Origin of the sequence: Rufibacter latericius, assembly GCF_003721515.1 — a bacterium.
Taxonomy (GTDB): Bacteria; Bacteroidota; Bacteroidia; order Cytophagales; family Hymenobacteraceae; genus Nibribacter; species Nibribacter latericius.
Window position 1 is genome coordinate 544,102 of the sequence record NZ_RJJD01000001.1, and the last position, 25,344, is coordinate 569,445.

Below are 25,344 nucleotides of genomic sequence, written 5' to 3' on the forward strand. Positions count from 1 at the left end.
GCCTTCAACCAGATAATCGCCTGGTTGTTTTCAGAAAAGGATAGGCTTTGGTAAGGGTTAGGTTGCTTTCCGCCTGTTTTCCGGAAAACAGCCTCAAAACAACTTTATAGGTCAATGCCTTTCAGGCGCACCTCGGCGTAATAATTACAGAGGTCCTGCAAGACGCAGCTTTCGCATTTGGGACGGTTCCAGGTGCAGATCTTCTGGCCGTGTTTGAGCATGTGGCGGTGCAGGTTGTACAAGACAAGCGCGTCTTTGGGCAGCATGTCCAGCAGAATCTGGTGGGCTTTGTCATGGGTGACCTTCGCCCCAATGAGCCCCACCCGCTGACTGATGCGGTGCACGTGCGTGTCTACGGGGAACACGGGTTTATGGAAGTTAAACAAAAGCACCAGGGTGGCGGTTTTCAGCCCAACTCCGGGTAAAGCCATCAGCCAGGCCATGGCCTGGGGTACGTCCAGGTCGTTCAGGAAATCGAGGGAAAAGTCTGGGTGGTCCTGCTGAATGAGCCGGAGGGCTTTCTGGATGTTCACCGCTTTGGCACCTGGGAACTCAGACGGAGCCAGGGCCTGGGTGAGTTCCTCCACGGGGGCGGCCATGACGGCTTCCCAGGTAGGGAATTTCTCCAGCATCTGGGAGTAGGCTTTCTCCTCGTTGGCATGGGTGGTACGGTGCGAGAGCATGGTGGAGATGAGTTCCCGCATGGGTTCGCGCCGCGGATGACCGGAAAGATGTCCGAAAACTTCATTCAACCGTATATGAACTTGCCATATCTTTTCTGAGGGAGGAAGATGCTGATTTGCTTCAGCCATAGTCATCTATTTTTCCCTCTAAACGAGCCCCCCGATGGTAAAGTTTGCGTGTAACAGCCCTTTAACCAGTGTACACAGAATGGTTTCAGAAAGACAAAAACTATGAAATTCACCTTTTTAGGGACAGGCGGAGCGTTTGACGTGGCGTACGGCAACTCTGCGGCATTAGTAGAATTTAAAGGACACACCCTCCTGCTGGATTGTGGCTTTACCGTGTACCCCACTCTCCGGCAGCATCAACTTACCCGGGGCATTGAATACATTTTGCTCACCCACCTGCACAATGACCACACCGGCAGCTTAGCCAATATCCTGCTGCATTGCCACTTTTTCAACAGCAACTGCCGGCCCACCATCCTGTACCCCGATGATGATTTCCGGGACGAGGTATATGAGTTTCTGCGGCTACAGGTGCAAAAACCAGAGGAGTACGTAGATTTCACCCCGCTGTCTGAGTTGCCGGGCATCACTGCCGTAGACACGTATGGCCTGCATGCCGAGCGGCTGCAAACCTACGCCTATATCTTTGAAGAAAACGGTGAAAGAATAGCATTCTCAGGAGACCTCGGGCAACCCGAGTCGCTTTTTGCCTACTTACGCGGAATGCCCCCCAAAGCCACCACGGTTTTCCATGACATCACGTTCTCTGAGCAGAACACCGCCCATACCTACTATAAAAAGCTGATCCCGATGGCGCAGGATTATCACATTTACGGGTACCACTGTGACCCGTCGCAGAACCCCTCAGACAATCCGTTTCAACTGGTGTACCACCGGCAAGACCTGATGCTCACAGATAGGTTACAAGAAGCAATCAACTAACCAACCCTTTCATTCTCGCTAAACTACTGCCTCAGGAGCACCAACGCCTTCACCCGCTTCTGATCCATTTGACAGCCCTTAAGACCTTCCTTTGCATGGCCTTCTCCTTCGCGACTGATCAGGAACATACCCATTTCCGTAAAAACCCGCTTCTCATTGCCTATGTTATCACGTTTGGGTTGTTCTGGGCCTATACCGGGTTTACCACCACAGACGCCAAAAACTGGTGGCTGGAAAACACACTCACGCTCACGGCTGTCATTCTGTTGGTGGCCTTCTACAAATACTTGCGGTTCTCAGACCTCAGCTACACCTTTATTTTTCTGTACCTGATGCTGCACGCGTACGGTGCCCAGCACACTTACGCCGAAAATCCGCTGGGGTACTGGGTGCAGGAAAAACTCCACCTGGAGCGCAACCACTATGACCGGTTGGTGCATTTTGGGTTCGGTTTTTTCCTGGCCTATCCCATGCAGGAGGTTTTCTGCCGGGTCACCAACATGCGTCCTATTTACACCTACCTCTTGCCCGTAGAACTCACCATCAGCATGGGCGCTTTCTACGAACTGATTGAATGGGCTGTGGCCGATATTTTCTTCCCGACCCAGGGCATGACCTACCTGGGCACTCAGGGCGATGTCTGGGATGCGCAGAAAGATATTGCCGTTGCCTTACTGGGAGCTTTGATCACCATTTCAGCGGTGGTATTTGCCCGTAAAAAAAGCCATCGGCCGGTTTCAAAGGTATTTTCCTGAAAACACCCTTGAAACCGGCCGATGGCAGCGGTTATATTTCCTCAGTAAAAGAAGTTAATCGTACTTCACTTTGATGTCATTTCCCTCAATCTTCACTTTGCCCAGGGGCGTCTCTATCTTGGTTTCCTCGGTGGAGATCTTGATTTTGGTATCGCCGGCTACGTATTTGATGTCTTTGGTAGCCCGGCGGTAGTAATGTTGCCGGCGCAGCCAGTAGTTTCTAAGCTGCGGCAGATCCATCTGGTTTGATCGGCGGGCATCCCGCGCCAGGGAATTCTGCAACTGCTGCCGGGTAGGCCGCACATATTTTTTCTTAACCGAAGCGGCTTTGTTTCCCGAGGTTCCAGCGGCGGTAGTTACGCTCGCTTTCCCCTTCTCGGTGGAAGCACTGGAAGTTCGGGTGCTAGATGTACCAGAAGCACCGGCACCAGCTACATTATGTGACTCAGCACCGGTTTGGTTTTCAGAATCTGTCTCGTCTTGGTAAGAGGTTTCGGTTCCGGACGGGTAATTCTCGTCGGTTTCGTTGAGGAGGGTGTCAATTTCCAGGGTGTCTGGGGTGAGGACCAGCGTGTCTTCTACCGATGTTTTTGGCAGATCAGCGACAGCTTCTTTGTCTTTCACCCGTTCACATGCGCCTAAACCGGCCAGCACCAGCAACAGAAAGAGCCCGTTTCTAAGTTTTCCCATTCTCTACATTCCATTGGTTTCCTTCCCTAAACGGGTAAAATGGACGGAGGTTAATCAAGGCAGGTTCCGCTAAGTTGGTACGAAGTATCCTTCGGCAGCCATAACGTCACTCTGTTTTATCCTGCGCCACGGTTGCTTCCTGACAGGAAGAACCCAAAGAAAGTCTTTCCCTCAGCCCAGTTTTGAGGCCGTTCTATAGAAATCAACCCTAAAACAAGTTGGAAAAGGCATAAAAAAAGGCTAACCACTTGGGTTAGCCTTTTCAATATTGAGGTTGTTTTATTATTTGATCTCACCACGCTCAGCGGCTTTCTTCAGTTCTTCGCTGGCAAAAATGGCTACCTCCACGCGACGGTTCTGCTGACGGCCAGCGGCAGTAGTGTTATCGGCTACAGGCTGGGTAGAACCATATCCACGGGTCTGGATGCGGCTAGACTCTACTCCTAACGAAGTGGCATAGTTCGCAACAGACTGGGCTCTGCGCTCAGAAAGTGGTTGGTTGATGGCATCGTTCCCGGTGTTGTCGGCGTGGCCTTCAATCAGGACGTTGGTGCCTGGGTATTTTTTCAGGGTTTCGGCCAGTTTCTGGATATCAGCTCTGGAAGAAGCTTGTAGTTCAGCAGAGTTGGTGGCAAACAGCAATCCGGCATCGAAGGTAACTTTGATCCCTTCCCCTACACGCTCTACCTGGGCGTTCTGCATTTCTTTCTCTAGTTCAGCAGCCTGCTTGTCCATCCGGCGACCAATCACAGCTCCGGTAGCACCACCTACGGCAGCACCAATGATGGCTCCGCGGGCTGTGTTTCCAGTGGCTTTACCAATAATACCGCCTAAAACGGCACCGCCACCGGCTCCAAGAATACCACCTTTGGCGGTTTTGCTCATGCCTTTTTTCTGGGTAGTGGTTGTATCAGTGCTAGCCGTCTGACTTGATTTGCAGGAAGAGAAAAGTAAGCTTCCTACTAACATGGCGGTGAATGTTCCTTTCAAAAATTTCATAGTCGTTGTTTTTTGGTTGTAAACGTAAGCTTAATAATGGTTAGTATCGGGGATACATACTGATTTCGAAATAAAATGTTCCCATATAGCCCCTGATCTATATAGACTGCAATAATAATCGTGCCAGACCGAAAATAAAAAACCTGCCTTTTGACGAAGCAGGTTTTTAGGTCATTTATGGGGTAAAAAGGCCTATTTGACCGTTACCGTTTTCTTTTCGGTTTCTGCCGTGGCAGGGATTTCTTCGGGCCGAAGAAGGGTAATCAGGTCCGAAATGCGCGTTTTCAGTTCTTTGCGGTGCACAATGAAATCCAAGAAACCGTGCTCCAGCACAAACTCGGCGCTCTGGAACCCTTTAGGCAAATCTTTCCCGATGGTTTCTTTGATCACGCGTGGTCCGGCGAACCCAATGAGGGCACCCGGCTCAGAGATGTTAAAATCGCCCAACATAGCGAAGGACGCGGTCACGCCGCCAGTGGTGGGGTCAGTGAGCAGGGAAATGTACGGAACTTTCTCCTCGGCCAGCAAGGCCAGCTTCGCCGATGTCTTGGCCATCTGCATGAGCGAGTAACCGGCTTCCATCATGCGCGCCCCGCCAGATTTGGAGATCATCAGGAACGGGATCTTGTTTTCGCGGCTGTAGTCAATGGCACGGGCAATCTTCTCCCCTACCACCGAGCCCATGGACCCGCCAATGAAGTTGAAGTCCATACAGGCTACCACCAGGTCTAACCCGTTGATGGTACCGTGGGCGGTACGAACGGCGTCTTTCAGGTTGGTTTTGCGCTGAGTGGCCTTGATACGGTCTGGATACGGTTTCGTGTCCACGAAATTCAAAGGGTCTGAGGACGTCAGGTTCTCATCCAGTTCTTGAAACTCGTTCTCGTCAAACAATACCTCAAAGTACTCCTGGGAGTTGATGCGGTCATGAAAATCGCACTTGGCGCAGGTGTACAGTTGTTGCCGGTGCTCGGCGGTACTGATGACGGTCTTGCACTCGGGGCACTTGTGCCAAAGGCCGTCTGGGGTTTCTTTTTTCTGCTCCGTTGGGGTGACGATCCCTTTTTCTACTCTTTTAAACCAAGCCATATGATGCTCTAAAGGTTTTTATCAACAATGAAGCCTCCAGTGGGGAAACCGCAAGCAGTTACTAATACGCGTGCAAAGATAAAAAAGAAAAGATAGCTCCCTAGTTTACCCTTCAAATCCACCTGTTCTCCGGTAAAAGGGGTTGTACCGGTTTTTACTTTCGATAGTTTCTGGTTTGCCGCCCACCTATCCATTTTCTTCATGAGCCCTTGAGAACCAAAAACCATCCAACGAAGAGCGGTTTGGGGCATGTTTTCAGAAAAGAAGGCTTAAATCATCTACTACTTGTTGCCGCCTGCCCTCCTTCAACGCGGCGTTTTGCCTCCGTTTTCTGGAAAAGCTGCCTTAAACGCAATTGCCAGGGCTTGGCGGGGTTCATCAGGCAAAACCTGCGCGATTGTTTTGTAAGCAGCACCTCCCCAATACTTTACAACGAGGATAAAGTAAATTAGAATACTTCAGGCAATTATTATTTATTTGCGTCCGTTTCAAAGCCAAGGTCTCTGGCAGGCGCTCGTTTGTTCCAGCGGCCTTTTCAAACCACCACCGTTAACCTTTATTGTAAAATTGCCACCTATGAAGAAAACACGTTTCGCCTCATCCGCCGCCGCCTTGATTTTGGGAGTAGCTGTCCTGGGTTCTTGTGTCTCCTCTAAGAAGTACAAAGAGCTGGAAGCAAGCAAAGATGCACTGGAAAAAGAGAAAACTGCCGCCCAGCGCAGCCTGGAACAGGCCAACGCCGATCTGCGTGACCGTGATGCCAAACTGGCTCAGTACCAACAGCAAATTGCCCAGAAAGAAAGAATCCTCAACGAGCTGCGCGAATCTGTGAACGAAGCCCTGGCCGGTTTCAAAGAGCAGGGACTGACCGTGGCCGTAAGAGACGGCAAGGTGTATGTGACCATGCCAGAGAAACTGCTTTTCGCCTCAGGCAGCACCAAAGTAAACCCCAACGGACAGAGTGCACTGGGCAAACTGGCCAACGCCATCCGGTCACAGCGGGACACTGAGATCCTGATTGAGGGCCACACCGATGACGTAGCCGTAGCCGCTGCCAACGTCACTTACAAAGACAATTGGGATTTGAGCGTGCTGCGTGCCACCGAGATTACCCGTTTACTGATCAACAACGGGGTTCCGCCGCAGATGGTGGTACCGGCCGGCCGTGGTCAATTCACTCCGGTAGCCATGACCCGTACCCCGGAGGCCCGCCAAAGCAACCGCCGTACCGAGATTATCCTGGCGCCTAACTTTGAGAAGATCCTGAAGCTGATCCAGACAAACTAAGCGTCTTCCTGTTGTCCAGATTCTTTCCTGTTACCGGGCACGGACACATAAAACAGCATTAATCGAAGAAGCCGGGCGCATGGTCCGGCTTCTTCTGTTTTTGGCCACTTTTCAAGAATCGAGGCAAAAAACGTACCCTCAGGTTTGGGGCAAAGGCCTTGCTGCTTATCTTTGGGTAACGTCTGGCTTTCAGCTGGTCAGAAAACTTGTTCTTTTGCACTGGCCCGTCTGGTACAAAACCACTATACCCTTTGTATTTGCATCTTCCACACTTACTAACCCCTGTCATGTTTCACTCATCTTTGCTCCGGTATGCCGGAGTAGCCGTGCTGAGCACCTTTTTACTGGGTTCCTGCACCACCACCAAGAAATACAACTCGCTCCTGGCCCAGAAAGTAAAACTGGAACGTGAGAAAGCCGATTGCCAGAGTGCCCTCTCCAAAACCAGGAAGGAAAGCTCAGACCTATCCAAGCAGGTAGCCGACCTCACCGAGTACCGCTCGCAACTAGCCGCCGACACTACCCTGCTGGGCGGCACCCTGCGCAAAACCCAGGCTTTGTACGCAGACCTGAGCAGCACCTATGACAAGCTCATCAAAAACCATGACCGCCTCATGGCCAACAGCGCACTGGAGTCTTCCAAACTCTCCAAAGACCTCTCGCGCCGCGATGAGGAGCTGAACAAACTAAACGAAACCCTCACCAAGAACCGCTCCCAACTTGACCAACTGAGCAAGGACCTGAAAACGCGGGAAGAACGCCTTAACGAACTGGAACGCATCTTAGCCGAGAAAGACAAAGCCGTAAATGCCCTTCGCACCAAAGTAAGCAACGCCCTGCTAGGCTTCAACAGCAAAGACCTGTCGGTGAACGTGCGCAACGGCAAAGTGTATGTATCCTTGTCTGAGCAGTTGCTCTTCAAATCTGGCTCCACCAAAGTAGACGTCAAAGGACAGGATGCTTTGCGCAAACTGGCCGCGGCTCTCAAGGACCAGCAAGACGTGAACGTGCTGGTAGAAGGCCACACCGATGATGTTCCCGTCTCAAAAGGCACCGCCGGCATGCAGGACAACTGGGACCTAAGTGTACTGCGCGCCACCGAGATCACCCGTATTCTCACCAACGCAGGCCTGGCTGGCACCAAAATTACGCCATCGGGCCGCGCGGAGAATGCGCCTCTGGATGCCGCCAAAACCGCCGATGCTCGTCAGAAAAACCGCCGCACCGAGATCATCCTCACGCCCAAGTTAGACGAGTTGTTCCAGATTCTGGAGGCCAACTAGTTTCTGGGCCGTTTTTCCAAAAGGGAGCCAAAACACCGGGAATATTCACCGGCGTTTTGGCTCCTTCCTATTAGATATATGCCCAACAAGCCTCATTGATTTCACAGCCTTCTAGGGGCATACTTTTACAAATACTTAAAAGAAGTTACCTTTAGCCCTTTATCCCCGCCACCTTACAGGTTCTACCTAACAGACAAGACCAAAATTTCATGAGCAAGATCATCATCCGCAGTTTCCAGGACCTGCAACAATACGAGGAGACCGAAATTGGTGTATCAGAGTACCACACCATCACCCAGGAACAAATCAACCTTTTCGCCGATGCAACCCTGGATCACCAGTGGATTCACCTGGATGCGGAGCGGGCCAAAACGGAATCGCCTTTTGGGGGCACCATTGCCCATGGCTATCTAACGGTTTCGCTGCTGCCCTATTTGTGGGGCCAGATCATTTCCATTGAGAACCTGAAGATGCAGGTGAACTATGAGATTGAAAGCCTGCGGTTCAACCAGGCCGTGGCGGTAAATAGCGCCCTGCGCCTGCGGGTGAAACTGCTCTCGGCAAAAGACCTGCGCGGCGTCATCAAAGCCCGTTTAGAGGTAACCATGGAAATTGAAGGCAGCAAGAAACCTGCGTTCACCGGCGTGATTACGTTCCTATACCACTTCAACTAAGAAAATCCTTCCCTTCGGGGCTTGGTAAACCAGAATAAGAAAGGCCGCTCAAGTAGGAGCGGCCTTTCTTATTCTGGACATCAGCGAGCTTGCTTTGGGCCTGATTTGCTTAAACTAACCGCAAAAGCATGAGCTGGCACTTTTTCCTTACCGACTGATATCAGCAAACCCTTTGGTACCGGAGGAAGTATGAAGGATTTCAGTAAAATCAATTCCTATGAGCGCGCTTTTCACTCCTTTACAGATAAAAAGTGTCCGGCTGAAAAACCGGATCGTGGTATCACCAATGTGCCAGTACTCCAGCCAGGATGGGTTTGCCAATGACTGGCACCTGGTGCATCTGGGTAGTCGGGCCGTGGGCGGAGCCGGCCTCATCCTCCTGGAAGCCACCGGGGTTTCGCCTGAGGCCCGCATCACGCCCCATGACCTAGGCATCTGGAAAGACGAACACCTTCCTAACCTGAAACGGATTGTCTCTTTCCTGGAGGCGAACGGATCTATTGCGGGCATCCAGTTGGCCCACGCCGGCCGCAAAGCCAGCCACACATCGCCCTGGCAAGGTGGCAAAGCCCTGCATCCGGGCGAGGAAGGCGCCTGGACTACCGTGGCTCCAAGTGCCATTCCCTTTCAGGAAGGCGGCATCACCCCAGAAGCCTTAGACAAAGTCGGCATCCAGAAGGTGGTCACAGATTTTAGAACTGCCGCCGCTCGGGCCCTGGAAGCTGGGTTCAGGGTGGTGGAGTTACACGGGGCGCATGGCTATCTGCTGCACCAGTTCTTCTCGCCCCTGAGTAACCACCGTACCGATGAATACGGCGGATCCTTTGAAAACCGCATCCGGCTGCTGCTGGAAGTAGTGGACAGCGTGAAAGAAGTCTGGCCAGCTGAGTATCCGCTTTGGGTACGCATCTCGGCTACAGACTGGACCCCAGACGGCTGGAACGAGAACGACTCCGTGGCCCTTGCCCGTGAACTGAAAGCCCGTGGCGTAGACCTCATCGATACCTCCACAGGCGGCAACGTACCCAAAGTCCGGATCCCGGTAGGCCCCGGTTACCAGGTGCAGTTCGCCGAGAAAATAAAGAAGGAAGCAGACATCATGACGGGTGCCGTGGGCATGATCACCACACCGCAAGAAGCAGAAGACATCATCTCCAGCGGCCAAGCCGATGTGGTTTTGCTTGCCCGCCAATTACTGCGCGACCCATATTTCCCGCTGCGGGCAGCCAAGCAACTGGGCGTGGACCTGGAATGGCCGGTGCAATATCAACGCGCCCACGATTAACCGCCGTTTCGTTTCCGGAAAGATAAAAGCCACCCTGCCGTTTAGAGCCTGTTTTCTGTAAAACAGGCTCTAAACGGCAGGGTGGCTTACGTATAAAGAGCGCGTTAAAACTTGAGCATAAAATCGGTGAGGTTTTCGCTGCGGTCCAGGCAAAGGCGCTTTCTCAGGCGATAGCGGCTGATCTCCACGCCTCGCACCGAAATGTTGAGCAGCTGCGCGATGTCTTTGGTGGTCAGGTTCAGGCGTAGATAGGTGCTCAATTTTATTTCCTGCGGGGTAAGATTCGGGAACTGGCCCTGCAAACGGTGGATGAAATCGCCGTGGACGTGATTGAAGTGCAGCTCAAACTGTTTCCAGTCTACCTCGCTGGTGATGTTCTGGTCAATGCTGCGGATAATCTTCTTCAGTTCCTCCTGTGGGGCCGTGCGGCCGCCGTTTTCCAGAATCTCCTGCAACTCCACCTTCACGTTGGTGAGCAGTTCGTTTTTGTTGATGAGGTGAATGGTGGAATAGGTCAGCTCACGGTTCTTGTGGTCCAGCTCGGCCTGGAACTTCTCGTTACGGAGGCGGTCAATCTCCTGTTCGCTCTGGTTGGTGATGTGCCTGATCTCAATCTCCTTCTGCCCCAGTTTGCGCTCCTTATCCAGCAGAATGCGGCGTTTCTCGTTCTTAAACCGATGGTCTACCTGGTAGAAAGCCGCCCCCAGCATCAGCATGCCCAATACCGTGTACACCATGTACGCCCAGGTGCTCCGGTAAAAAGGCGGAGCCACCACAAACTCGAAGCTCTTCGCCTCACTGATGGTGCCGTATATGTTGCGAGCCCGTACCTGGAAAAGATAGGTTCCCTCGGGCAGATTGGTGTATTCCTTTTCGGTTTTGGTGGTCCACTCAGACCAACGGTTGTCGAAGTTCTTCAGGAAGTACTGGAACTGCGTTTTCTCGGGCTTTTCGTAAAAAGAGGCCGCATACACAAACCGTAACGAATTTAAGGCGAAAGGCAGCTCCAAATCCGTGGCCTTTTCTAAGCTACGCCCAGACAGCAACAGGGAGTCTGCTTCGTTGGAGATGGTGTACACGCGGGCTAACTGGGTATGGAACGGCACCATCCGTTTGGTTTTGGCGGCGTTGTAATGAATAAACCCTTCCTTGGCCCCGAACAGCACATTGTTGATGTCCAGCACCTGGATTGAACTCAGGTCATCGTTGAGTTGCTCGCGCAGATTTTTAAACAACTGGTCTTCCAGCGTGGGTTTCCCGAATTTATCAAACGTGATTTTGCCCACGCGCTGGTTAGAAAGGAAATAGATGTTGCCCTGCACATCTTGCTCCATCTCAATCACGTGCTCATTAGGGGCGAACAGTTTTGAGTACTGCTGATCCATCACGAAGCGGTCCTTGGCCTTGTCAAACCGATACACGCCAAAGAGCGCGGGAAAGATGAGCTCATTGCCAATCTTCTCCATGTTCACCAACTGGTCTGAGGGCAAGCCGTTTTTGGAGTTGTAGAACCTGACGGAAGTGATCTTCTCCTGAACCGGGTCCAGCTTTATCCGGAAGATGCCTTTGTAGCCATGGGCCATCCAGAGTTCCCCGTCCTTGTCAAACGCCAGCACCCTGGACGATTCATCCAACCCGGGAAGATTCTTCAGGAAATTGATTCCTTGATCAGAGGCAGAAAGCAAGCCTATGCCATTGTAGCTACCCATCACCACCTTCTCTGGGGTGTTGGGCAGCGGCACAAACTCCCAGGCACCAACCCCGGTCCCCGAGTTTATCAGGGTAGCCTGACCATCTTTGATGAGATAAGGGCCATTGTGGTGCCCCATGAGCACCTGGCTTCCTACCTGGTCCAAGTGATACACTTGCCCGGTGCTGTTGGGCACCAGAGAAAACCGCTTTTTATTAGAGGAAACCTCAGAGACATACAACCCGCTGTTGGTACCCACATAAAGCGCATTCCCTTTTTGCAAAGCCGAATAACCTGTCCCAGACAAACCCGTGGTCCCGTCAAGGCGGCTAAAAGGCGAACTCAACTCTACCATAGAAATGCCGTTGTTCATGCCCAACCAAAGGTTCTCCTGGGTATCCTGGTACACCGTATGGATGGTATTGTCCAGCAGCCCTTCCTGCATGGTGGTATTCAGTAGCATCTGGCCTTGGTTGTTCATCAGCACCAGTCCTTTGTTCTGGGTGGCTAAGGCAAAATTACCGTCTTTCAGCAGCAAAGCCTGGTTGATGATGAGCCCGGCTCCTGCTAAATCCGGGGCCATCTGGAAAGGAGTCACTGACCTCCCATCATAAAGGTAAGCGCCTTCTTTGATGGTGAAGATGATGAGTTGGTTCTTGGCGAAGGGCAGAATGGAGGCAATTGGTTTTTCAGAGAAAAAGTTGGTTCCGGGCAGCAGACGCAGTTTGTTGTTCTCCAGAACAGAAAGCCCCTTGCCTAACACCAGGGTGTAAATCTCTTTGTTCACCTGGTAGGAGAAACTCAAGGGGTTGCCCGGGGCAATCACCTGAAGCTTTTTGCCGGGTGTATAGGCATAGATATTCTTGAAGGTAAAGAAGTAAACCCGGCCATCCTGTTCATAGATGCGCCAGACCTCATCAAAATTCCGGTATTTCTGGGGTAGGCTGTCGGCCAGGGAATGGTACTGGAGAACCCCTTGCTTGTTGGGCTTGTAGAACCCGAAGTTAGCCTGACTGCCCACGTAGATCCTGTTGTCAGAACCCACATACACAGATCGCATTTTAATGCCGTTTTTGGAAAAGTACAGCTGCCAGGTAGCCCCGTCAAACTCCAGTAAGCCAAAGTTATTGGCGATGTACAGCACCTCCCGCTCGTCCTGCACAATCCCCCAACTCTGGATACCTCCTTTGAATTCCTCGGGTTTATAATTGCGGATGATAGGATTGCCAAAGAAGTAGTGCTGTGCCTGAACTGATGAGCCCGCCAGCAGGGCCAGACACATCAGAATCAATCGAACAAAACCTACTTTGTCTAGCATTTGGAATATCACTTTAGTATATTATCATATAAATGTAATGATGTAATTATGAAATGTTAATTCTAACCGTAACTATTTTTAAAAAACAGCACAAAACATTGAATACAAGCTTTTCACCTTCCTTGATGTAGTACTGATGTACTGGCTAATCCACCTTTGATGTAGTATTGATGTACCGGCTTATTAGGAGAGACCTTACCATCTCCCCTACATTTATCCACTGTTTTACCACAAGTGAAATAACCACCTTAAAACATGAAGAAAAATTTACTAGTATTCTTGCTATGCCACCTTTGTGTGATAGCATTTGCCCAGACCTCCATCACTGGGCGCGTCACTTCGGCCCGGAACGGGGAACCATTGCCGGGCGTAAGTGTGGTGGTGAAAGGCACCACCGCCGGTTCTTCCACAGACGTGGAGGGTAGGTTCCAGATTCAGGCTCCTGCCACCGGTACTACCCTGGTTTTCTCTTATATTGGTTTCGTTTCCAAAGAAGAGCCTATCAATGGAAGAACTACCGTAGACGTAAGTTTACAGGAAGACCAAAGAGCACTAGAAGAAGTGGTGGTAGTTGGGTACGGCACGCAGGTTCGGCGCGAAGTTACCACGGCTATCTCCTCGGTTAGCGCAGAGGAAATCACCCAAACCCCGATCACCCGTATTGAGCAGGCGCTCCAAGGCCGGGTAGCGGGTGTGCAGGTGACCAACGTCTCCGGCCAACCAGGCGATGCGCCTACTGTTCGTATCCGGGGGATAGGTTCTACCGGCAATGCAAGTCCGCTTTATATAGTAGACGGTTTTCCGGTGGGCGGTATTGATTACCTGAACCCAGGCGACATTGAGTCCATGGAGGTTCTTAAGGATGCGGCCTCGGCAGCCATTTATGGCGCAAGGGGCGGTAACGGGGTAGTGATCATCACCACCAGACAAGGCAAGAGAGATGGCACCATGAATGTTTCCTATGACGGCTACATGGGTGTTCAGAACCCCTGGAGGAAGCTGGAACTGCTTAACTCCCGCGAGTATGCCACCCTCATGAATGAAGGTGCTGCTAATGCCGGCATGACTCCTCCTTTTGCAGACCCCAGCCAATTTACTGGCGGCACCGACTGGCAGGACGCTATCTTCGAGAAGAACGCTCCTATTCAGAACCACCAGATAACCGTGACCGGCGGCACCGAGAAATCAGCTTACTCTGCGGCCCTCTCCTACTTTGACCAGGACGGAATTGTGGGTGGCGACAAGTCTAACTTCCAGCGCTACACTGCCCGGGTGAACGCCGACAACCAGGTGAAAAGCTTCCTGAAATTCGGGACCAATCTGGCTTATACGCACATCAAAAGAAGATCCTTTGACCCCAACCAGGAGTTTGGCGGCATCCTGAACAATGCCCTGAACATGGATCCCCTGACTCCCGTTTATGAGACGGATCCTGAAAAACTGGCTCAAACCACTTATACCCTTAACCCGGTGGTCAGGGATGCAAACGGAAATGTGTTTGCCATCTCTCCTCACGTGTCACAGGAAGTAGTAAACCCGTTAGCGCGTCTGCAGGTAATGAATGGCCTCACCAACGTAGACAAATTTGTAGGCAATATCTACGGCGAGGTTAAACTGCTGGAAGGCCTTACTTTCCGTTCCACCTTGGGCATTGACTTAGCCTATGTGGTAAGCACCAACTACAACCCGGTTTACTTCCTGAATGCGGCTCAGCAAAACGCCACCTCTTTGGTGTCCAGAGGGACCGATCGGTACTACACCTGGCAAGCCGAGAACTATTTCAACTACAACAAGAACTTCGGGGATCATAGCCTGGGCTTGACCGCTGGTACATCCGCTCTTAAAAGACGCAGTGAGGGGTTATTCGGCTCAAACACCGGATTGGTTACGGCTGACCCTAACATGGCTTACCTGAACTTAGCCGTTGGCGCAGGAACTGCCCGGGCTACCGGTGGTTTCGGCGAGGGTTCTATCCTTTCCTTCTTCGGAAGAGCAAATTATGCCTACCAAGGCAAATACCTGTTAACAGCCACCGTGCGGAGAGATGGTTCTTCCAGATTCGGGCGTAACAACCAATACGCTGTCTTCCCTTCTTTCTCTGCCGGCTGGGTACTTTCAGACGAATCTTTCTTCCCGCAGGGAAACCTCATCAGCCTGGCCAAGATCAGAGCTTCCTGGGGCCAGAACGGAAACGAAGAGATTGGAGGTAACTATCCTTGGGCCGCCCAGATTGGCGTTGGCCGAGGCTATACTTTCTACAACGGAGGCAGTGCGATTGGCTACCTGAGTGGTGCCGCCGCCTTGGATGCTCCTAACCCTGAGCTGAAGTGGGAAACCTCTGAGCAAACCGACTTAGGTATTGACCTCGCTTTCTTCAACAACGCTCTTTCCGTTACCGCTGACTATTACATCAAAACCACCAAAGGCCTGCTGGTTCGTCCGCCCATCTTAGGACACACCGGTTATAATGCGCCCTTTGTGAACGGCGGCGAGGTAAGAAACTCTGGTTTTGAGTTTGCCGTCAACTACCAAGGTGATATTCGTGACTTTGGCTATAACATTGGCCTGAACGGAAGCTTCAACAAAAACGAGGTGATCGCCATCAACAATGCAGAAGGCATCTTAACAGGAGCCAACTTCATTACCTACGGATTAGCGTCTCAAAGCAAAGAAGGCTTGCCAATTGGCTACTTCTACGGCTACAAAACAGCCGGCATTTTCCAAAACCAGGCCGAGGTAGAAGCACAGACGCTTCAAGCCAATGCCGTACCCGGTGATGTCAGATTCGTGGACGTGAACGGAGATGGTGCCTTGAATGGCTCAGATAGAACCATGATTGGGAATCCTACCCCTAAAACGGTACTTGGCCTGAACCTGGGCTTCGACTACAAAGGATTTGATGTAAGCGCCTTCTTCAACAGCGCGTTCGGTCACCAGATCTTCAACGGAATCCGCCGCTACGATATCGTGCGGGCAAACCAGCAAACCAGGTTCCTGAACCGCTGGACCGGCGAAGGCAGTACCAATGAGTTCCCAAGATTCACCTGGAACGATACCAACGGTAACTACACCCGGGTTTCTGACCTGTTTATCGAAGACGGAGACTATGTGCGCCTGAAAACCTTACAGTTAGGCTACAGCCTACCGGCAGGTGCCCTTTCCAGCATCCATTTACAGAAGCTACGCATCTACGTTTCTGCTGACAACCTGTTCACCCTTACAGACTACTCAGGATTCGATCCGGAAATTGGAGCCAGAGGCAGCTTAGACATAGGCTTTGACCGCGGGGTTTATCCGCAGTCTAGAACGTTCAGACTTGGAGTTAACGCCACTTTCTAAAGATTTTACAGATGAAAAATATAGTTAAAAAGACATCCACCCTTTTGCTTGCCGGGCTGCTTTTGGGTACTGCAACCAGTTGCAGTGACTTTCTGGATTTAGACCCCAAAGACACCAGAACCGAGGAAAACTTCTACAGAACACAGGCTGATGCCACAGAGGCGCTGATTGGCGTGTACGATGTGCTGCAATGGAACACAGTGGTTGGGTTCCATCCAACTCCGCTGGTCCTGGATATTCTTTCCGATGATGCTTACTCCGCGGGTCAGCCTAGCTCAGAGCCGAACCTGTTGCAAATGGACCGCCACCAGGTCCTAACCACCAATGGGGAGGTGCTGGGCCTCTGGCGGAAAGGGTTCATTGGCATTGCCCGGGCAAATACCCTGTTGCAACGCATTGCGGATATAGACGCGCCAGACGATTTCAAAAAAAGAACCATTGCCGAGGCGAAATTCCTCAGAGCCCATTTCTACCTGGACTTGGTTCGCTTGTTCGAGAATGTTCCGCTGCACCTTACTCCGCTTGCCCCTAGTGAGTACAACCAGCCGCAGGCCACTCCAAAAGCCGTGTACGATCAGATTGCGTTGGACTTAACCGAAGCCATGGCTGATTTACCCGCCTCAAACCTTCGCGCCAGCACTGGCCGCGCTACCAGATGGGCCGCCAAGGCGTTGTTAGCCAAAGCGTATCTGTTCTACAAGGGCGTTTACAACCAGGACTTGCAAGCGGGCAGCACGGCCATCACCGCTCCGGTGGCTTTGCAGCACCTGAACGACATCATCGCTACCAGTGGTCATAATCTGCTACCGAACTATGCAGACAATTTCACCAGAGCCAATGAGTTCAGCGTGGAGTCTGTGTGGGAGATTTCTTACTCAGATGAAAACCCGTGGTTTGACTGGGGGTATGTACAAGGTGGCGAAGGCAACATGCAGCCGCAGCAGCAAGGTCCCCGCATCAAGAACACGGCCATAGAAAACTACTTGGCCGGTTGGAGCACAGGAACCCCAACCCAGGAGCTGTATGATGCCTTTGAAGCCAATGACCCTCGCCGTGACGCTACCATTCTCGCCGAAACTGAATTAGAAGGCGGCAAGGATAACCTGAACATCGGGTACCAGCACACCGGGTACTTCAGCCAGAAATACACCACCTCCAAAGAGTACGCGCCATCAGCCGGGCAATTGGAGTTGAACTGGGGAAACAACTACCGCGCCATCCGTTTTTCAGACGTGTTGCTCATGGCCTCAGAACTCATGGTAATGACCGGCACCAGCGATGCCCAAGCGCCTTTGACCCGCGTGAGAGCCCGGGTGGGTCTTGCCCCCGTACCGGCTACCCTGGAGAATATCTTCAAAGAGCGCCGCGTAGAGTTGGCCCTGGAAGGACACCGCTACTGGGATTTGCTTCGCCAGGGAACCGCCGCGGCGGCGGCAGCCATCACCGTCAACAGAACCACCCTTCCAGAGAACTACGAAGGAACTTTAACTGATTACAACCTTCAGTTCAACACTGCCAGAAGAGGATTCCTGCCTGTTCCTCAAAGCGAAATAGACCTTTCAGCGGGTCTTCTCAAGCCAAATGCAGGTTATTAATTTTCATCTTAAAAGAAACAAGACCATGAAGAAATATATATCATATGTCACCCTCCTGTTTCTGGCCTGTTTTGCCTGGACTGGCTGCGAACTGGAAGATCCGGAGTTAGGCACGCCGCCTACCGCAGAGCAGGTCACCTTCACCCACACCTATGATGCCGCAAACCCCAACATCGTGCATTTCAAAAGCACGGCTCCCGGGTTCAAAGCGCTCTGGGACTTTGGCAACGGAACCACCGCCGAGGGCATGGAAGTAGACGGTGCCTTTCCGCTGGAAGGGAATTATACCGTGAAACTCACCATCTACACCAGCGGCGGCTCGGCTAGCAGCAGCAAAACCATCAACATCGCACAAACCAACCCTGTCATGCTGAACCGGGAAGACTATAACTTCCTGACAGGTGGCGCCAGCCAGACTGCAGGCAAAACCTGGGTGTTCAGTCCGGTAGGGCCTATGAACTTTGGCGGACAGGTGGCCGCGGGCGGTAATAACTGGTGGAGCCAGCCCCTTTCCGAGCAGAACGACTGCATGAAAGATGATGAATACACCTTCTCCCTGGCCGGCTTCAAGTTCGAAAACCAAAGCAAGGGTGCCATGTGGGGTATCAACAACGGGGCAGAAAACCAGTGCGTTCCCCAACCCGCCACCCCGGTAGCCAGCACCTGGAACCTGTACGAAGAAGACGGCAAAACCATGCTGTCAGTGAGCAACGGAGAAACCATCGCTTGGGATGACAACGAAGGCGTGTACCAGGTCATGGAGCTTTCCGAGAACAGACTGGTCATTCGTAAGGTTTGCTGCGGCGGGGAAGGAGTTCGTAATTACGTGCTGGTACCCAAGGGATACACCCCACCGGTAATTCAGAAGCCTTTCAAGGTGGTAGACATCAACGACACCTTTGATGAGCCTGGTAACTTCACCTGGTCTACTGATAGAGCCCTGTTCAACGAAAGCTTTGACAACCCGGCCCAGGTAGGCATCAACACCTCAGACAAAGTAGCCCGTTACACCAAGTCCGCTGGTCAGGCTAATGAATTCGCGAACATCTTCATTGACCTGGGCTACCGCATTGACCTGTCACAGCGTAACATCATCAAACTGAAAGTGTTTGTGCCTTCCTTCAACGACTATACCAGCATGTTGGGAGCCGAGGACTGGGCCGTGAAAACCCTGCAGAAACAGGTATCGGTGAAACTCCAGAACTCACTGTTGGGAGGGAATGCTTATACCACCCAAGCCGAGGTGATCCAGAAAGTAACCCAGATGGATCAGTGGGTGGAGCTTACCTTTGATTTCAGCAACGTAAGCGCCCGCACCGATTTTGACAAAATTGTAGTGCAGTTAGGGGGCGAAGGCCACTTCAATCCGGGTATTTTCTACCTAGACGATTTCCGTCTGATGCCTTAACCCTTCACCAGAAAGTAAGCCAAAGACTTCCCGTTTTTGGCTTACTTTTTATGAACCTCCTCTAAAATGCAGAAAATATACTATCTGACCCTTTTCCTCTGCTTGGCCCTCGGGTGGCAGGCAGTGGCCCAGACCCCTACGTTTAATGAATTGATCTGGAGTGATGAATTTGAAGGCGAAGGCGCCCCCAATCCCGCTTACTGGAGTTATGACCTAGGCAACGGACACGACGGCTGGGGAAACCACGAGCTACAGTCTTACACAAACCAATTGGCCAATGCGCGCCAAGCCAACGGCAAGCTGGTGATAGAAGCCCTTAAAAAGGATGGCAACTGGACTTCGGCTAGATTGAAATCACAGGGCAAAATCAAATTCACGTACGGCCGGGTAGAATTCAAGGCCAAACTGGCACCCGGGGTGGGCACCTGGCCCGCGTTGTGGATGCTGGGTGAATCGGTGACCACGAAAGGCTGGCCCGCTTGCGGCGAAATTGACGTGATGGAATACATTGACAAAAGGCCGGGCATTGTGCAGACCGCCTTACATTCGCCTTCCAGCTACGGAAACACGCAGAACCTAGCCTTTACTCCCGTGCCGGATGCCACTACCGCTTTCCACGTATATGCCTTGGAATGGACCGAAAACGACCTGAAGGTTTTCGTGGACAATACGCTTTACTACACCTATGCTCCTCCCGTGAAGGACGCCAAAACCTGGCCCTTTGAGGATGATTTCTTCCTTATCATGAACATCGCCGTAGGCGGAAACCTGGGCAGCGAACCTTCGCTTGAGACAAACGGCCTGAAAAACGGGATCGACCCAAACCTCACCAGCACCCGCATGGAGGTAGAGTATGTACGCGTGTACCAGCAGTTCAAAGACCTGGCCCTCACCGGCCCGGCAGTAGTGGAACCAACGGCCCAGAACGTCACCTTCAAAGCCAGCCGCCTGGCCAATGCCACTTACAATTGGAAACTTCCATCAGGCGCTACCCTTGTCAGGGGCCAAAACTCACCCGAGGCGGTGGTCAACTGGGGAACAAAGCCAGGAAAAGTGAAAGTGCGGGTACAACACAAAGGCCAGACCTACACTAAAACTCTAGCGGTGAAAACCCAGAAAGCCTCCACCGGTACTACGTCTTTTCTCCCGAAAGGCCTCTTCCCTTTTCTCGCGAACACCTTACCCACAAATCGGCACCAATAAGGAGCCAGTCCGGAAAACGCTTTTTTTCCTACCCGTTTTCCGGGCTTTTTCCTTAAAACGGCCTTATTTCAAATCCCTTTTCTTCAGACGGAAGAAAGGGGCAACAACTTTCACCTAAAACCAAACCCATGAAAAGGTTTACCACCTCTATTTTAGTACTAAGTTTTACATTCTTCACCTTTACCTCATTCACCTCACCCCAGAAAGCAGCCAAAGAGCCCATTGAAGAACGAATTGAGGCCCTTTTGGCCAAAATGACCTTAGAAGAGAAAGCAGGTCAGCTCAATTTTGTGGTGGGCGAATTGTTCAACACTGGTCCAACCCAGAACTCTCCCAAGGCGCAGCAATTCAACGAATCTATCCGGAAAGGCCAGATTACCGGCGTCTTCAACATCCACGGAGCCGAGTACATTGGCAAATTACAGAGACTGGCCGTGAAGGAGTCTAGGCTGGGCATTCCGCTGCTGATTGGCGCCGATATCATCCATGGGTTCAAAACTATTTTCCCTATTCCACTAGGCGAATCTGCCAGTTGGGACCTAGCGGCCATTGAAAACGGTGCCCGCGTGGCAGCCCTGGAATCAACAGCCGGTGGTATCAACCTCACGTTTGCTCCCATGGTAGATATTACCCGCGACTCCCGCTGGGGACGTGTGGCCGAAGGTGCCGGCGAAGACCCGTATCTGGGTTCATTGATTGCCGCCGCCCGCGTGAAAGGTTTCCAGGGCAAAGACCTGGCAGATCCACGTACCATGGCGGCTTGTGTGAAGCACTTCGTGGCCTACGGTGCCGCTGAAGCCGGTCGGGATTACAACACCACAGATGTATCTGAGTACCTGTTGCGCGATGTGTATCTTCCGCCGTTCAAGGCTGCTTTGGATGCAGGTTCCGCCACGTTGATGTCGTCGTTCAATGAATTGAATGGCGTGCCTGCCACGGCCAACATGTTCACCATGCAACAGATCCTGCGCAAAGAGTGGGGGTTCAAAGGTGCCGTGATCTCTGACTGGCAGAACATCACCGAGATGGTCCAACATGGCTATTCCAAAGACCACGGGCAGGCTGCCCAGCAAGCCCTATTAGCCGGCACCGATGTAGATATGATGGGCGAGGCGTACCTTCGCTTCATCCCCGAGATGGTGAAAAGCGGCAAACTGGACCAGAAAGTTCTGGATGAATCAGTTCGCCGGGTGCTATGGCTCAAATTCAAGCTGGGCCTTTTTGACAAGCCTTACCAGTACTCAGACACCAAGCGCGAGAAAAAAGAAATCCGCTCCAAAGAGAACCTGGCAGCCGCCTTTGACATGGCCCGCAAATCTATTGTGTTGCTGAAAAACCAAGGCAACTTGCTTCCGCTCACCGCAAACGTGAAGAGAATCGCCGTGATTGGGCCGTTGGGTAACAACAAAGCCGACATGAACGGAACCTGGTCTTTCTTCGGGGAGGAGCAACACGCCGTGAGTTTCCTGGAGGGAATCAGGAAATACGCCAAAGGCGCGGAGGTAACGTATGCCCAAGGTTGCGACCTTTACAGCAACACCACCGCTATGTTCGCCGAGGCCGTAGCCGCCGCCCAGAAAGCCGATGTGGTAATCATGGCCATTGGCGAAAGTGCTGTGATGAACGGAGAGGGTGCTTCCCGCGCCGATGTGGGTTTACCGGGCAATCAACTGGACTTGGTAAAGGAAATCCATAAAACCGGCAAACCCATTGTGGCGTTGGTGAGCAGTGGCCGCGCCCTGGAACTGAGCTGGTTGGACCAGAACATCCCGGCTATCCTGGCTACCTGGTCTTTGGGATCTGAGGCTGGTAATGCCGTAGCCAGCGTTTTGTATGGTGAGTACAACCCAGCCGGAAAACTGCCGCTCTCTTTCCCAAGAGCCGTGGGACAGTTGCCGCTGTACTACAACTACAAAAACACTGGCCGCATGTATGAAGGCAACCACTCTGAACCGGGCAGCGAGCGCGTGTACCGGTCCCGCTACCGCGATGTGCCTAACACACCGCTGTACCCATTTGGGTACGGTCTAAGCTACACCACATTCAGCTACGGCAAACCTACCCTGAACAAAAGCAGCCTGGCGGGCAATGAAACCTTAACTGTAACGGTAGAGGTCACCAACACCGGAAAAGTAGTCGGCGAAGAAGTGGTGCAGCTATACATCCGTGACTTAGTGGGTAGCACTGCCCGTCCAGTGAAACAACTGAAGAAGTTCCAGAAGCTATCCTTCGCCCCCGGCGAAAAGAAAACCGTCACCTTCACCCTGAACGCCACCGATCTTTCTTTCTGGCGCCAGGACATGACCTTCGGGGCAGAGCCCGGCGACTTCAAAGTAATGGTAGGCGGAAACTCGCGTGACACGCAGGAACTTCCTTTCACGTTAACCTCCATTTAAGGAAGTCGGTTTAAAGCCTCTTTTATGAAACTGAACCAAAAACGCCCGCTTTGCAGCGGGCGTTTTTTTTGTGTAAGCCTATCTATTGACCGATTCAAATCATAATTTGAAGGATTGCCGGGCCAGGAGTTTCCAAGCACTTCCTTGCTTCTGCCAAACCAGCATTACCCCCAATTTTACCGTACTAGGTTTGCCGCTGTCATTGGTTTCGCCGGTAAGTTGATGCCGCACAATGGCGGTTTTGCCGGTGACCCGGATGGTTTGGTTCGTCAGGTCCATGGTCACGAAATCGGAGGTGCCGCTTACAATGGCTTCCACGAAGGCCGCTTTATCTTCTACTTTTCCGCTGGAGTGGCCGTAACTCAGCGCATCAGAAACTATCGCTTCCAAGGCTTTTCGCTCACCCGAGATCATGGCTTGTTTCAATTGCTCCACCGCCGCGGCTACTTGTTTTTCCTCTTTCGTTTGCGCCTGGGCGGTGGCAAGAAAGCCAATCAGGGAAATGCTTAACAGAATCAGCCATCTGTTTAGGTAACGTTTCATTGACTCAGGGTTTGTTGTATGTTCTAAATGTAGACATTCTTCTTTTAGCGCTCTTCTTCTGCTTTAGAATTTACTAGTACAGACAGCACCACCTAAACATTTTTCCTTCGTCTGTTTATGGAAAACCACGCTGGCGTGAATCATGGTATCTGACGCAAACCCTTTATCTTCCTCCTATATGAAAAAATTTTGTCTCCGCCCGTTTGCCTTGTTCCTGGGGCCATCTCTTCTGGTGTTAGTTTTGCTGGCCTCCTGCACTCCGCAGGCTGCGGCTCCGCCCCGGCAGGTAAAGGTTCTTGGCTTCGGCAGCCTCACCTCTTATCCAGACCTGGCCGAGATTACCGTGGAATCCTCTTTTACCAGACCCCGCATGAGAGACGCCGTGCAGGAGATGAAGATCGTAACGGAGGAGGTACTGGCCTTGTCCAGACAATTCACGTCCCAGCCCGAGGACATCAGAATCAGCAGTGTCTCGGCCAATAAAGAGTACCAATACCTGCAGAATCAGAATAAATTCGTGGGCTACAACACCTCGCAGTCCATCACCATCAAGCTCACCAACCTCAAGCAGTTGGAGTCTTTCATGGAAGGCCTCTTGAAAACCCGCATCAACCGCATTCAACACATCCGGTACTCCCACACCCAAGCTGATAGTCTTCAGCGCGAGGCTGATTTGCTGGCGCTCAAAGAAGCCTCCAAAACCGCCGACCAACTGTGCCGAACGTCACAGGTGACAAAGGGCAAACTGCTGGAAATGGCAAATTACAATTCTAGAGGCAGTTCTATCATTGGCGATGCTGTTATGGCGCAGGAAACCAGTATGCGGCTTGAGGCCAAAGGCATTGGAAACACTGGACTACGCATGACCCCAGACCTTATTATTTTCAGCAGCACGTGCCACGCCACCTATCAGATAGATTAATCCGTTTGGCTGGTGTTCTGGCTGAGCGGAAGAGGTACGGGAAACCTGTCAAGCTTTGTTTTAGGGCCGTTTTACGGAAACCAACTCCAAATCTGCTCGGGCAAGATGTTGCCATCCCCTCCCTTTTACATGGTGAACGGCGGCTCAGCCTTCGGATTCCAGACCTGGTGGGCCAGTTCGTTCAAGGCCAAGCGGGCGTGCCGGAATCCTTCGGCTAGTTGATGATAGATTTGGGCCAGTTCTAATTGGGAGGCTAGTTTATGGTGGGCGGCGGTCCGGAAACTGGATCGGCCTACTTCCTCATAGAAAGAAAAGTCTGGGGCTCCGCGCTGCTGCCGGCGTTCAATCCACGCCCTGAACATGCCCGACAAAAACAGGGCATAGTTCCCGATGTGCACGCGAATCAAAAAAGCCTCGGCCGCCGACGCAGTGGTCAGGGCCTCCAGCATCTCCACGATGTAGTGGAACTGGTGCGGCAGTTTGTCATGGGGCGAGTGCATGCTCTGCACGGTGGAGAATCTCCAGAGAAGCGCTCCCAGGTAATCAGCCAGGTCGCGGTCTTCTATCCCTTGCCGACGCAGGGCCGTACGGGCCAGCACATAGAAATACAGTTGCTGAGATACCTCCACCTGTCCTTCTCTAGAAAGCAGGGCTTTGGGCAGGGCCTCATGGTCCAGCATCTCGTCACGGCACTCAGGGTCACTGAGCAGTTCTACCAGGCTAATGCGCTGGCTGTTCTGGCGGGACAACACGCTGGCCACGAAATCAAAATCATTGGCGGTGAATTGGGCTCGGCAATTGGCTAATACCATCGTTCACACTCCTCTCCCTTGGGTAAGTGAAATAAATAGATTGAATTCTGAAAAGCCCAGATGGCTCTCTCTCCTTCTCTATTTAAAACGGAATTGAATTTTGGAAGGTTATCCACCGTAGACTAGGAATTGTCTACCGAGCTGTTTCAGGGCTCTTTTCAGGAAATCTGTCTTAAAACGCAACTTCCAACCACGAATGGTTTTCTCCTCCTAGACTTGTAGGGACAATTCCTTGTGGTTGCCCATTACGTTTGCATTCGTATGAGGGCAACCACAAGGGATTGTCCCTACAGAATTGGCTATCGTTTCAGGGCTTCTTTTTGGGAAACAGGTTAAAAACAGAGAAGCCTGCCCGGCACAAACACCAGACAGGCTTCTAGTTCTATTTACAGGAACCCAGCAACCTGAATTCTTTCAATCAA

20 protein-coding genes are annotated in these 25,344 nt (G+C 52.0%); 12 read left to right on the forward strand and 8 right to left on the reverse strand.

The features are described from left to right. Positions 1–104: 104 nt before the first annotated feature. Positions 105–704, reverse strand: coding sequence for an endonuclease III domain-containing protein (locus EFB08_RS02180; protein ID WP_227006170.1), 600 nt, complete (start codon positions 702–704; stop codon positions 105–107). 210 nt (positions 705–914) lie between these two features. On the opposite strand from EFB08_RS02180, the gene EFB08_RS02185 reads away from it, so the two are divergent. Together EFB08_RS02185 and EFB08_RS02190 are read left to right on the forward strand one after the other, a co-directional pair. Next, positions 915–1,634 carry an MBL fold metallo-hydrolase gene (locus EFB08_RS02185; protein WP_123125261.1) on the forward strand — a complete coding sequence of 240 codons (720 nt, stop codon included), beginning with the start codon at positions 915–917 and terminating at the stop codon, positions 1,632–1,634. 95 nt (positions 1,635–1,729) lie between these two features. Continuing rightward, entirely contained in the window at positions 1,730–2,389 is a 660-nt protein-coding gene (locus tag EFB08_RS02190; RefSeq protein ID WP_123125262.1) for a DUF2238 domain-containing protein, read from the forward strand. Between the two features lie 54 nt (positions 2,390–2,443). On the opposite strand, the gene EFB08_RS02195 is transcribed toward EFB08_RS02190, so the two are convergent. The 4 genes from EFB08_RS02195 to EFB08_RS02210 form a co-directional block, all read right to left on the reverse strand. Beyond that, the gene (locus EFB08_RS02195) at positions 2,444–3,079 is read right to left on the reverse strand and encodes a hypothetical protein (protein WP_123125263.1); all 636 of its coding nucleotides are present in this window, start codon (positions 3,077–3,079) and stop codon (positions 2,444–2,446) included. A gap of 282 nt (positions 3,080–3,361) precedes the next feature. Next, positions 3,362–4,078, reverse strand: a complete 717-nt coding sequence (locus tag EFB08_RS02200) for an OmpA family protein (RefSeq protein WP_227006171.1) — start codon at positions 4,076–4,078, stop codon at positions 3,362–3,364. A gap of 192 nt (positions 4,079–4,270) precedes the next feature. Next, entirely contained in the window at positions 4,271–5,167 is an 897-nt protein-coding gene (gene accD, locus EFB08_RS02205) for an acetyl-CoA carboxylase, carboxyltransferase subunit beta (RefSeq protein ID WP_123125264.1), read from the reverse strand. A gap of 8 nt (positions 5,168–5,175) precedes the next feature. Beyond that, on the reverse strand, positions 5,176–5,418 hold the full coding sequence (locus EFB08_RS02210) for a hypothetical protein (protein WP_123125265.1): 243 nt from the start codon (positions 5,416–5,418) through the stop codon (positions 5,176–5,178). Between the two features lie 325 nt (positions 5,419–5,743). Between EFB08_RS02210 and EFB08_RS02215 the strand changes: the two genes are divergently transcribed. The 4 genes from EFB08_RS02215 to namA all read left to right on the forward strand — a co-directional run bounded on the left by EFB08_RS02215 (position 5,744) and on the right by namA (position 9,696). Continuing rightward, positions 5,744–6,454 carry an OmpA/MotB family protein gene (locus EFB08_RS02215; RefSeq protein ID WP_123125266.1) on the forward strand — a complete coding sequence of 237 codons (711 nt, stop codon included), beginning with the start codon at positions 5,744–5,746 and terminating at the stop codon, positions 6,452–6,454. Positions 6,455–6,741: 287 nt separating this feature from the next. Further along, positions 6,742–7,737: an OmpA family protein gene (locus EFB08_RS02225; RefSeq protein ID WP_123125268.1), complete on the forward strand. Its 996-nt coding sequence runs from the start codon at positions 6,742–6,744 to the stop codon at positions 7,735–7,737. A gap of 209 nt (positions 7,738–7,946) precedes the next feature. Beyond that, entirely contained in the window at positions 7,947–8,411 is a 465-nt protein-coding gene (locus tag EFB08_RS02230) for a MaoC family dehydratase (protein WP_123125269.1), read from the forward strand. A gap of 217 nt (positions 8,412–8,628) precedes the next feature. Continuing rightward, positions 8,629–9,696: an NADPH dehydrogenase NamA gene (namA, locus tag EFB08_RS02235; RefSeq protein WP_123125270.1), complete on the forward strand. Its 1,068-nt coding sequence runs from the start codon at positions 8,629–8,631 to the stop codon at positions 9,694–9,696. A 104-nt stretch (positions 9,697–9,800) separates the two neighbouring features. On the opposite strand, the gene EFB08_RS02240 is transcribed toward namA, so the two are convergent. Beyond that, positions 9,801–12,704 (reverse strand): ligand-binding sensor domain-containing protein, encoded by a 2,904-nt coding sequence (locus tag EFB08_RS02240; protein ID WP_123125271.1) that lies wholly within the window; start codon positions 12,702–12,704, stop codon positions 9,801–9,803. Between the two features lie 297 nt (positions 12,705–13,001). Between EFB08_RS02240 and EFB08_RS02245 the strand changes: the two genes are divergently transcribed. The 5 genes from EFB08_RS02245 to bglX all read left to right on the forward strand — a co-directional run bounded on the left by EFB08_RS02245 (position 13,002) and on the right by bglX (position 22,645). Then, positions 13,002–16,043 (forward strand): SusC/RagA family TonB-linked outer membrane protein, encoded by a 3,042-nt coding sequence (locus EFB08_RS02245; RefSeq protein WP_165864773.1) that lies wholly within the window; start codon positions 13,002–13,004, stop codon positions 16,041–16,043. A gap of 11 nt (positions 16,044–16,054) precedes the next feature. Beyond that, positions 16,055–17,638, forward strand: coding sequence for a RagB/SusD family nutrient uptake outer membrane protein (locus EFB08_RS02250; RefSeq protein ID WP_123125273.1), 1,584 nt, complete (start codon positions 16,055–16,057; stop codon positions 17,636–17,638). A gap of 25 nt (positions 17,639–17,663) precedes the next feature. Continuing rightward, the gene (locus EFB08_RS02255) at positions 17,664–19,046 is read left to right on the forward strand and encodes a PKD domain-containing protein (protein ID WP_123125274.1); all 1,383 of its coding nucleotides are present in this window, start codon (positions 17,664–17,666) and stop codon (positions 19,044–19,046) included. Between the two features lie 66 nt (positions 19,047–19,112). Next, on the forward strand, positions 19,113–20,249 hold the full coding sequence (locus tag EFB08_RS02260) for a family 16 glycosylhydrolase (RefSeq protein WP_123125275.1): 1,137 nt from the start codon (positions 19,113–19,115) through the stop codon (positions 20,247–20,249). A gap of 128 nt (positions 20,250–20,377) precedes the next feature. After that, a complete protein-coding gene (gene bglX, locus EFB08_RS02265) occupies positions 20,378–22,645 on the forward strand; it encodes a beta-glucosidase BglX (protein ID WP_123125276.1) in 2,268 nt (755 codons plus the stop codon). 99 nt (positions 22,646–22,744) lie between these two features. On the opposite strand, the gene EFB08_RS02270 is transcribed toward bglX, so the two are convergent. Continuing rightward, on the reverse strand, positions 22,745–23,188 hold the full coding sequence (locus EFB08_RS02270; RefSeq protein ID WP_123125277.1) for a nuclear transport factor 2 family protein: 444 nt from the start codon (positions 23,186–23,188) through the stop codon (positions 22,745–22,747). Positions 23,189–23,366: 178 nt separating this feature from the next. Here EFB08_RS02270 and EFB08_RS02275 point away from each other — a divergent pair, with 178 nt between their 5' ends. Beyond that, a complete protein-coding gene (locus EFB08_RS02275; protein ID WP_165864774.1) occupies positions 23,367–24,110 on the forward strand; it encodes an SIMPL domain-containing protein in 744 nt (247 codons plus the stop codon). Between the two features lie 125 nt (positions 24,111–24,235). On the opposite strand, the gene EFB08_RS02280 is transcribed toward EFB08_RS02275, so the two are convergent. Continuing rightward, positions 24,236–24,922, reverse strand: a complete 687-nt coding sequence (locus EFB08_RS02280; RefSeq protein WP_123125279.1) for a hypothetical protein — start codon at positions 24,920–24,922, stop codon at positions 24,236–24,238. Positions 24,923–25,344 lie beyond the last annotated feature (422 nt).

What these genes read in the sequence shown, in the direction of transcription:
- EFB08_RS02180 (WP_227006170.1), bottom strand. Translation starts at nt 704, where the DNA reads ATGCGGGAACTCATCTCCACCATGCTCTCGCACCGTACCACCCATGCC.
- EFB08_RS02185 (WP_123125261.1), top strand. Translation starts at nt 915, where the DNA reads ATGAAATTCACCTTTTTAGGGACAGGCGGAGCGTTTGACGTGGCGTAC.
- EFB08_RS02190 (WP_123125262.1), top strand. Translation starts at nt 1,730, where the DNA reads ATGGCCTTCTCCTTCGCGACTGATCAGGAACATACCCATTTCCGTAAA.
- EFB08_RS02195 (WP_123125263.1), bottom strand. Translation starts at nt 3,079, where the DNA reads ATGGGAAAACTTAGAAACGGGCTCTTTCTGTTGCTGGTGCTGGCCGGT.
- EFB08_RS02200 (WP_227006171.1), bottom strand. Translation starts at nt 4,078, where the DNA reads ATGAAATTTTTGAAAGGAACATTCACCGCCATGTTAGTAGGAAGCTTA.
- accD (WP_123125264.1), bottom strand. Translation starts at nt 5,167, where the DNA reads ATGGCTTGGTTTAAAAGAGTAGAAAAAGGGATCGTCACCCCAACGGAG.
- EFB08_RS02210 (WP_123125265.1), bottom strand. Translation starts at nt 5,418, where the DNA reads ATGCCCCAAACCGCTCTTCGTTGGATGGTTTTTGGTTCTCAAGGGCTC.
- EFB08_RS02215 (WP_123125266.1), top strand. Translation starts at nt 5,744, where the DNA reads ATGAAGAAAACACGTTTCGCCTCATCCGCCGCCGCCTTGATTTTGGGA.
- EFB08_RS02225 (WP_123125268.1), top strand. Translation starts at nt 6,742, where the DNA reads ATGTTTCACTCATCTTTGCTCCGGTATGCCGGAGTAGCCGTGCTGAGC.
- EFB08_RS02230 (WP_123125269.1), top strand. Translation starts at nt 7,947, where the DNA reads ATGAGCAAGATCATCATCCGCAGTTTCCAGGACCTGCAACAATACGAG.
- namA (WP_123125270.1), top strand. Translation starts at nt 8,629, where the DNA reads ATGAGCGCGCTTTTCACTCCTTTACAGATAAAAAGTGTCCGGCTGAAA.
- EFB08_RS02240 (WP_123125271.1), bottom strand. Translation starts at nt 12,704, where the DNA reads ATGCTAGACAAAGTAGGTTTTGTTCGATTGATTCTGATGTGTCTGGCC.
- EFB08_RS02250 (WP_123125273.1), top strand. Translation starts at nt 16,055, where the DNA reads ATGAAAAATATAGTTAAAAAGACATCCACCCTTTTGCTTGCCGGGCTG.
- EFB08_RS02255 (WP_123125274.1), top strand. Translation starts at nt 17,664, where the DNA reads ATGAAGAAATATATATCATATGTCACCCTCCTGTTTCTGGCCTGTTTT.
- EFB08_RS02260 (WP_123125275.1), top strand. Translation starts at nt 19,113, where the DNA reads ATGCAGAAAATATACTATCTGACCCTTTTCCTCTGCTTGGCCCTCGGG.
- bglX (WP_123125276.1), top strand. Translation starts at nt 20,378, where the DNA reads ATGAAAAGGTTTACCACCTCTATTTTAGTACTAAGTTTTACATTCTTC.
- EFB08_RS02270 (WP_123125277.1), bottom strand. Translation starts at nt 23,188, where the DNA reads ATGAAACGTTACCTAAACAGATGGCTGATTCTGTTAAGCATTTCCCTG.
- EFB08_RS02275 (WP_165864774.1), top strand. Translation starts at nt 23,367, where the DNA reads ATGAAAAAATTTTGTCTCCGCCCGTTTGCCTTGTTCCTGGGGCCATCT.
- EFB08_RS02280 (WP_123125279.1), bottom strand. Translation starts at nt 24,922, where the DNA reads ATGGTATTAGCCAATTGCCGAGCCCAATTCACCGCCAATGATTTTGAT.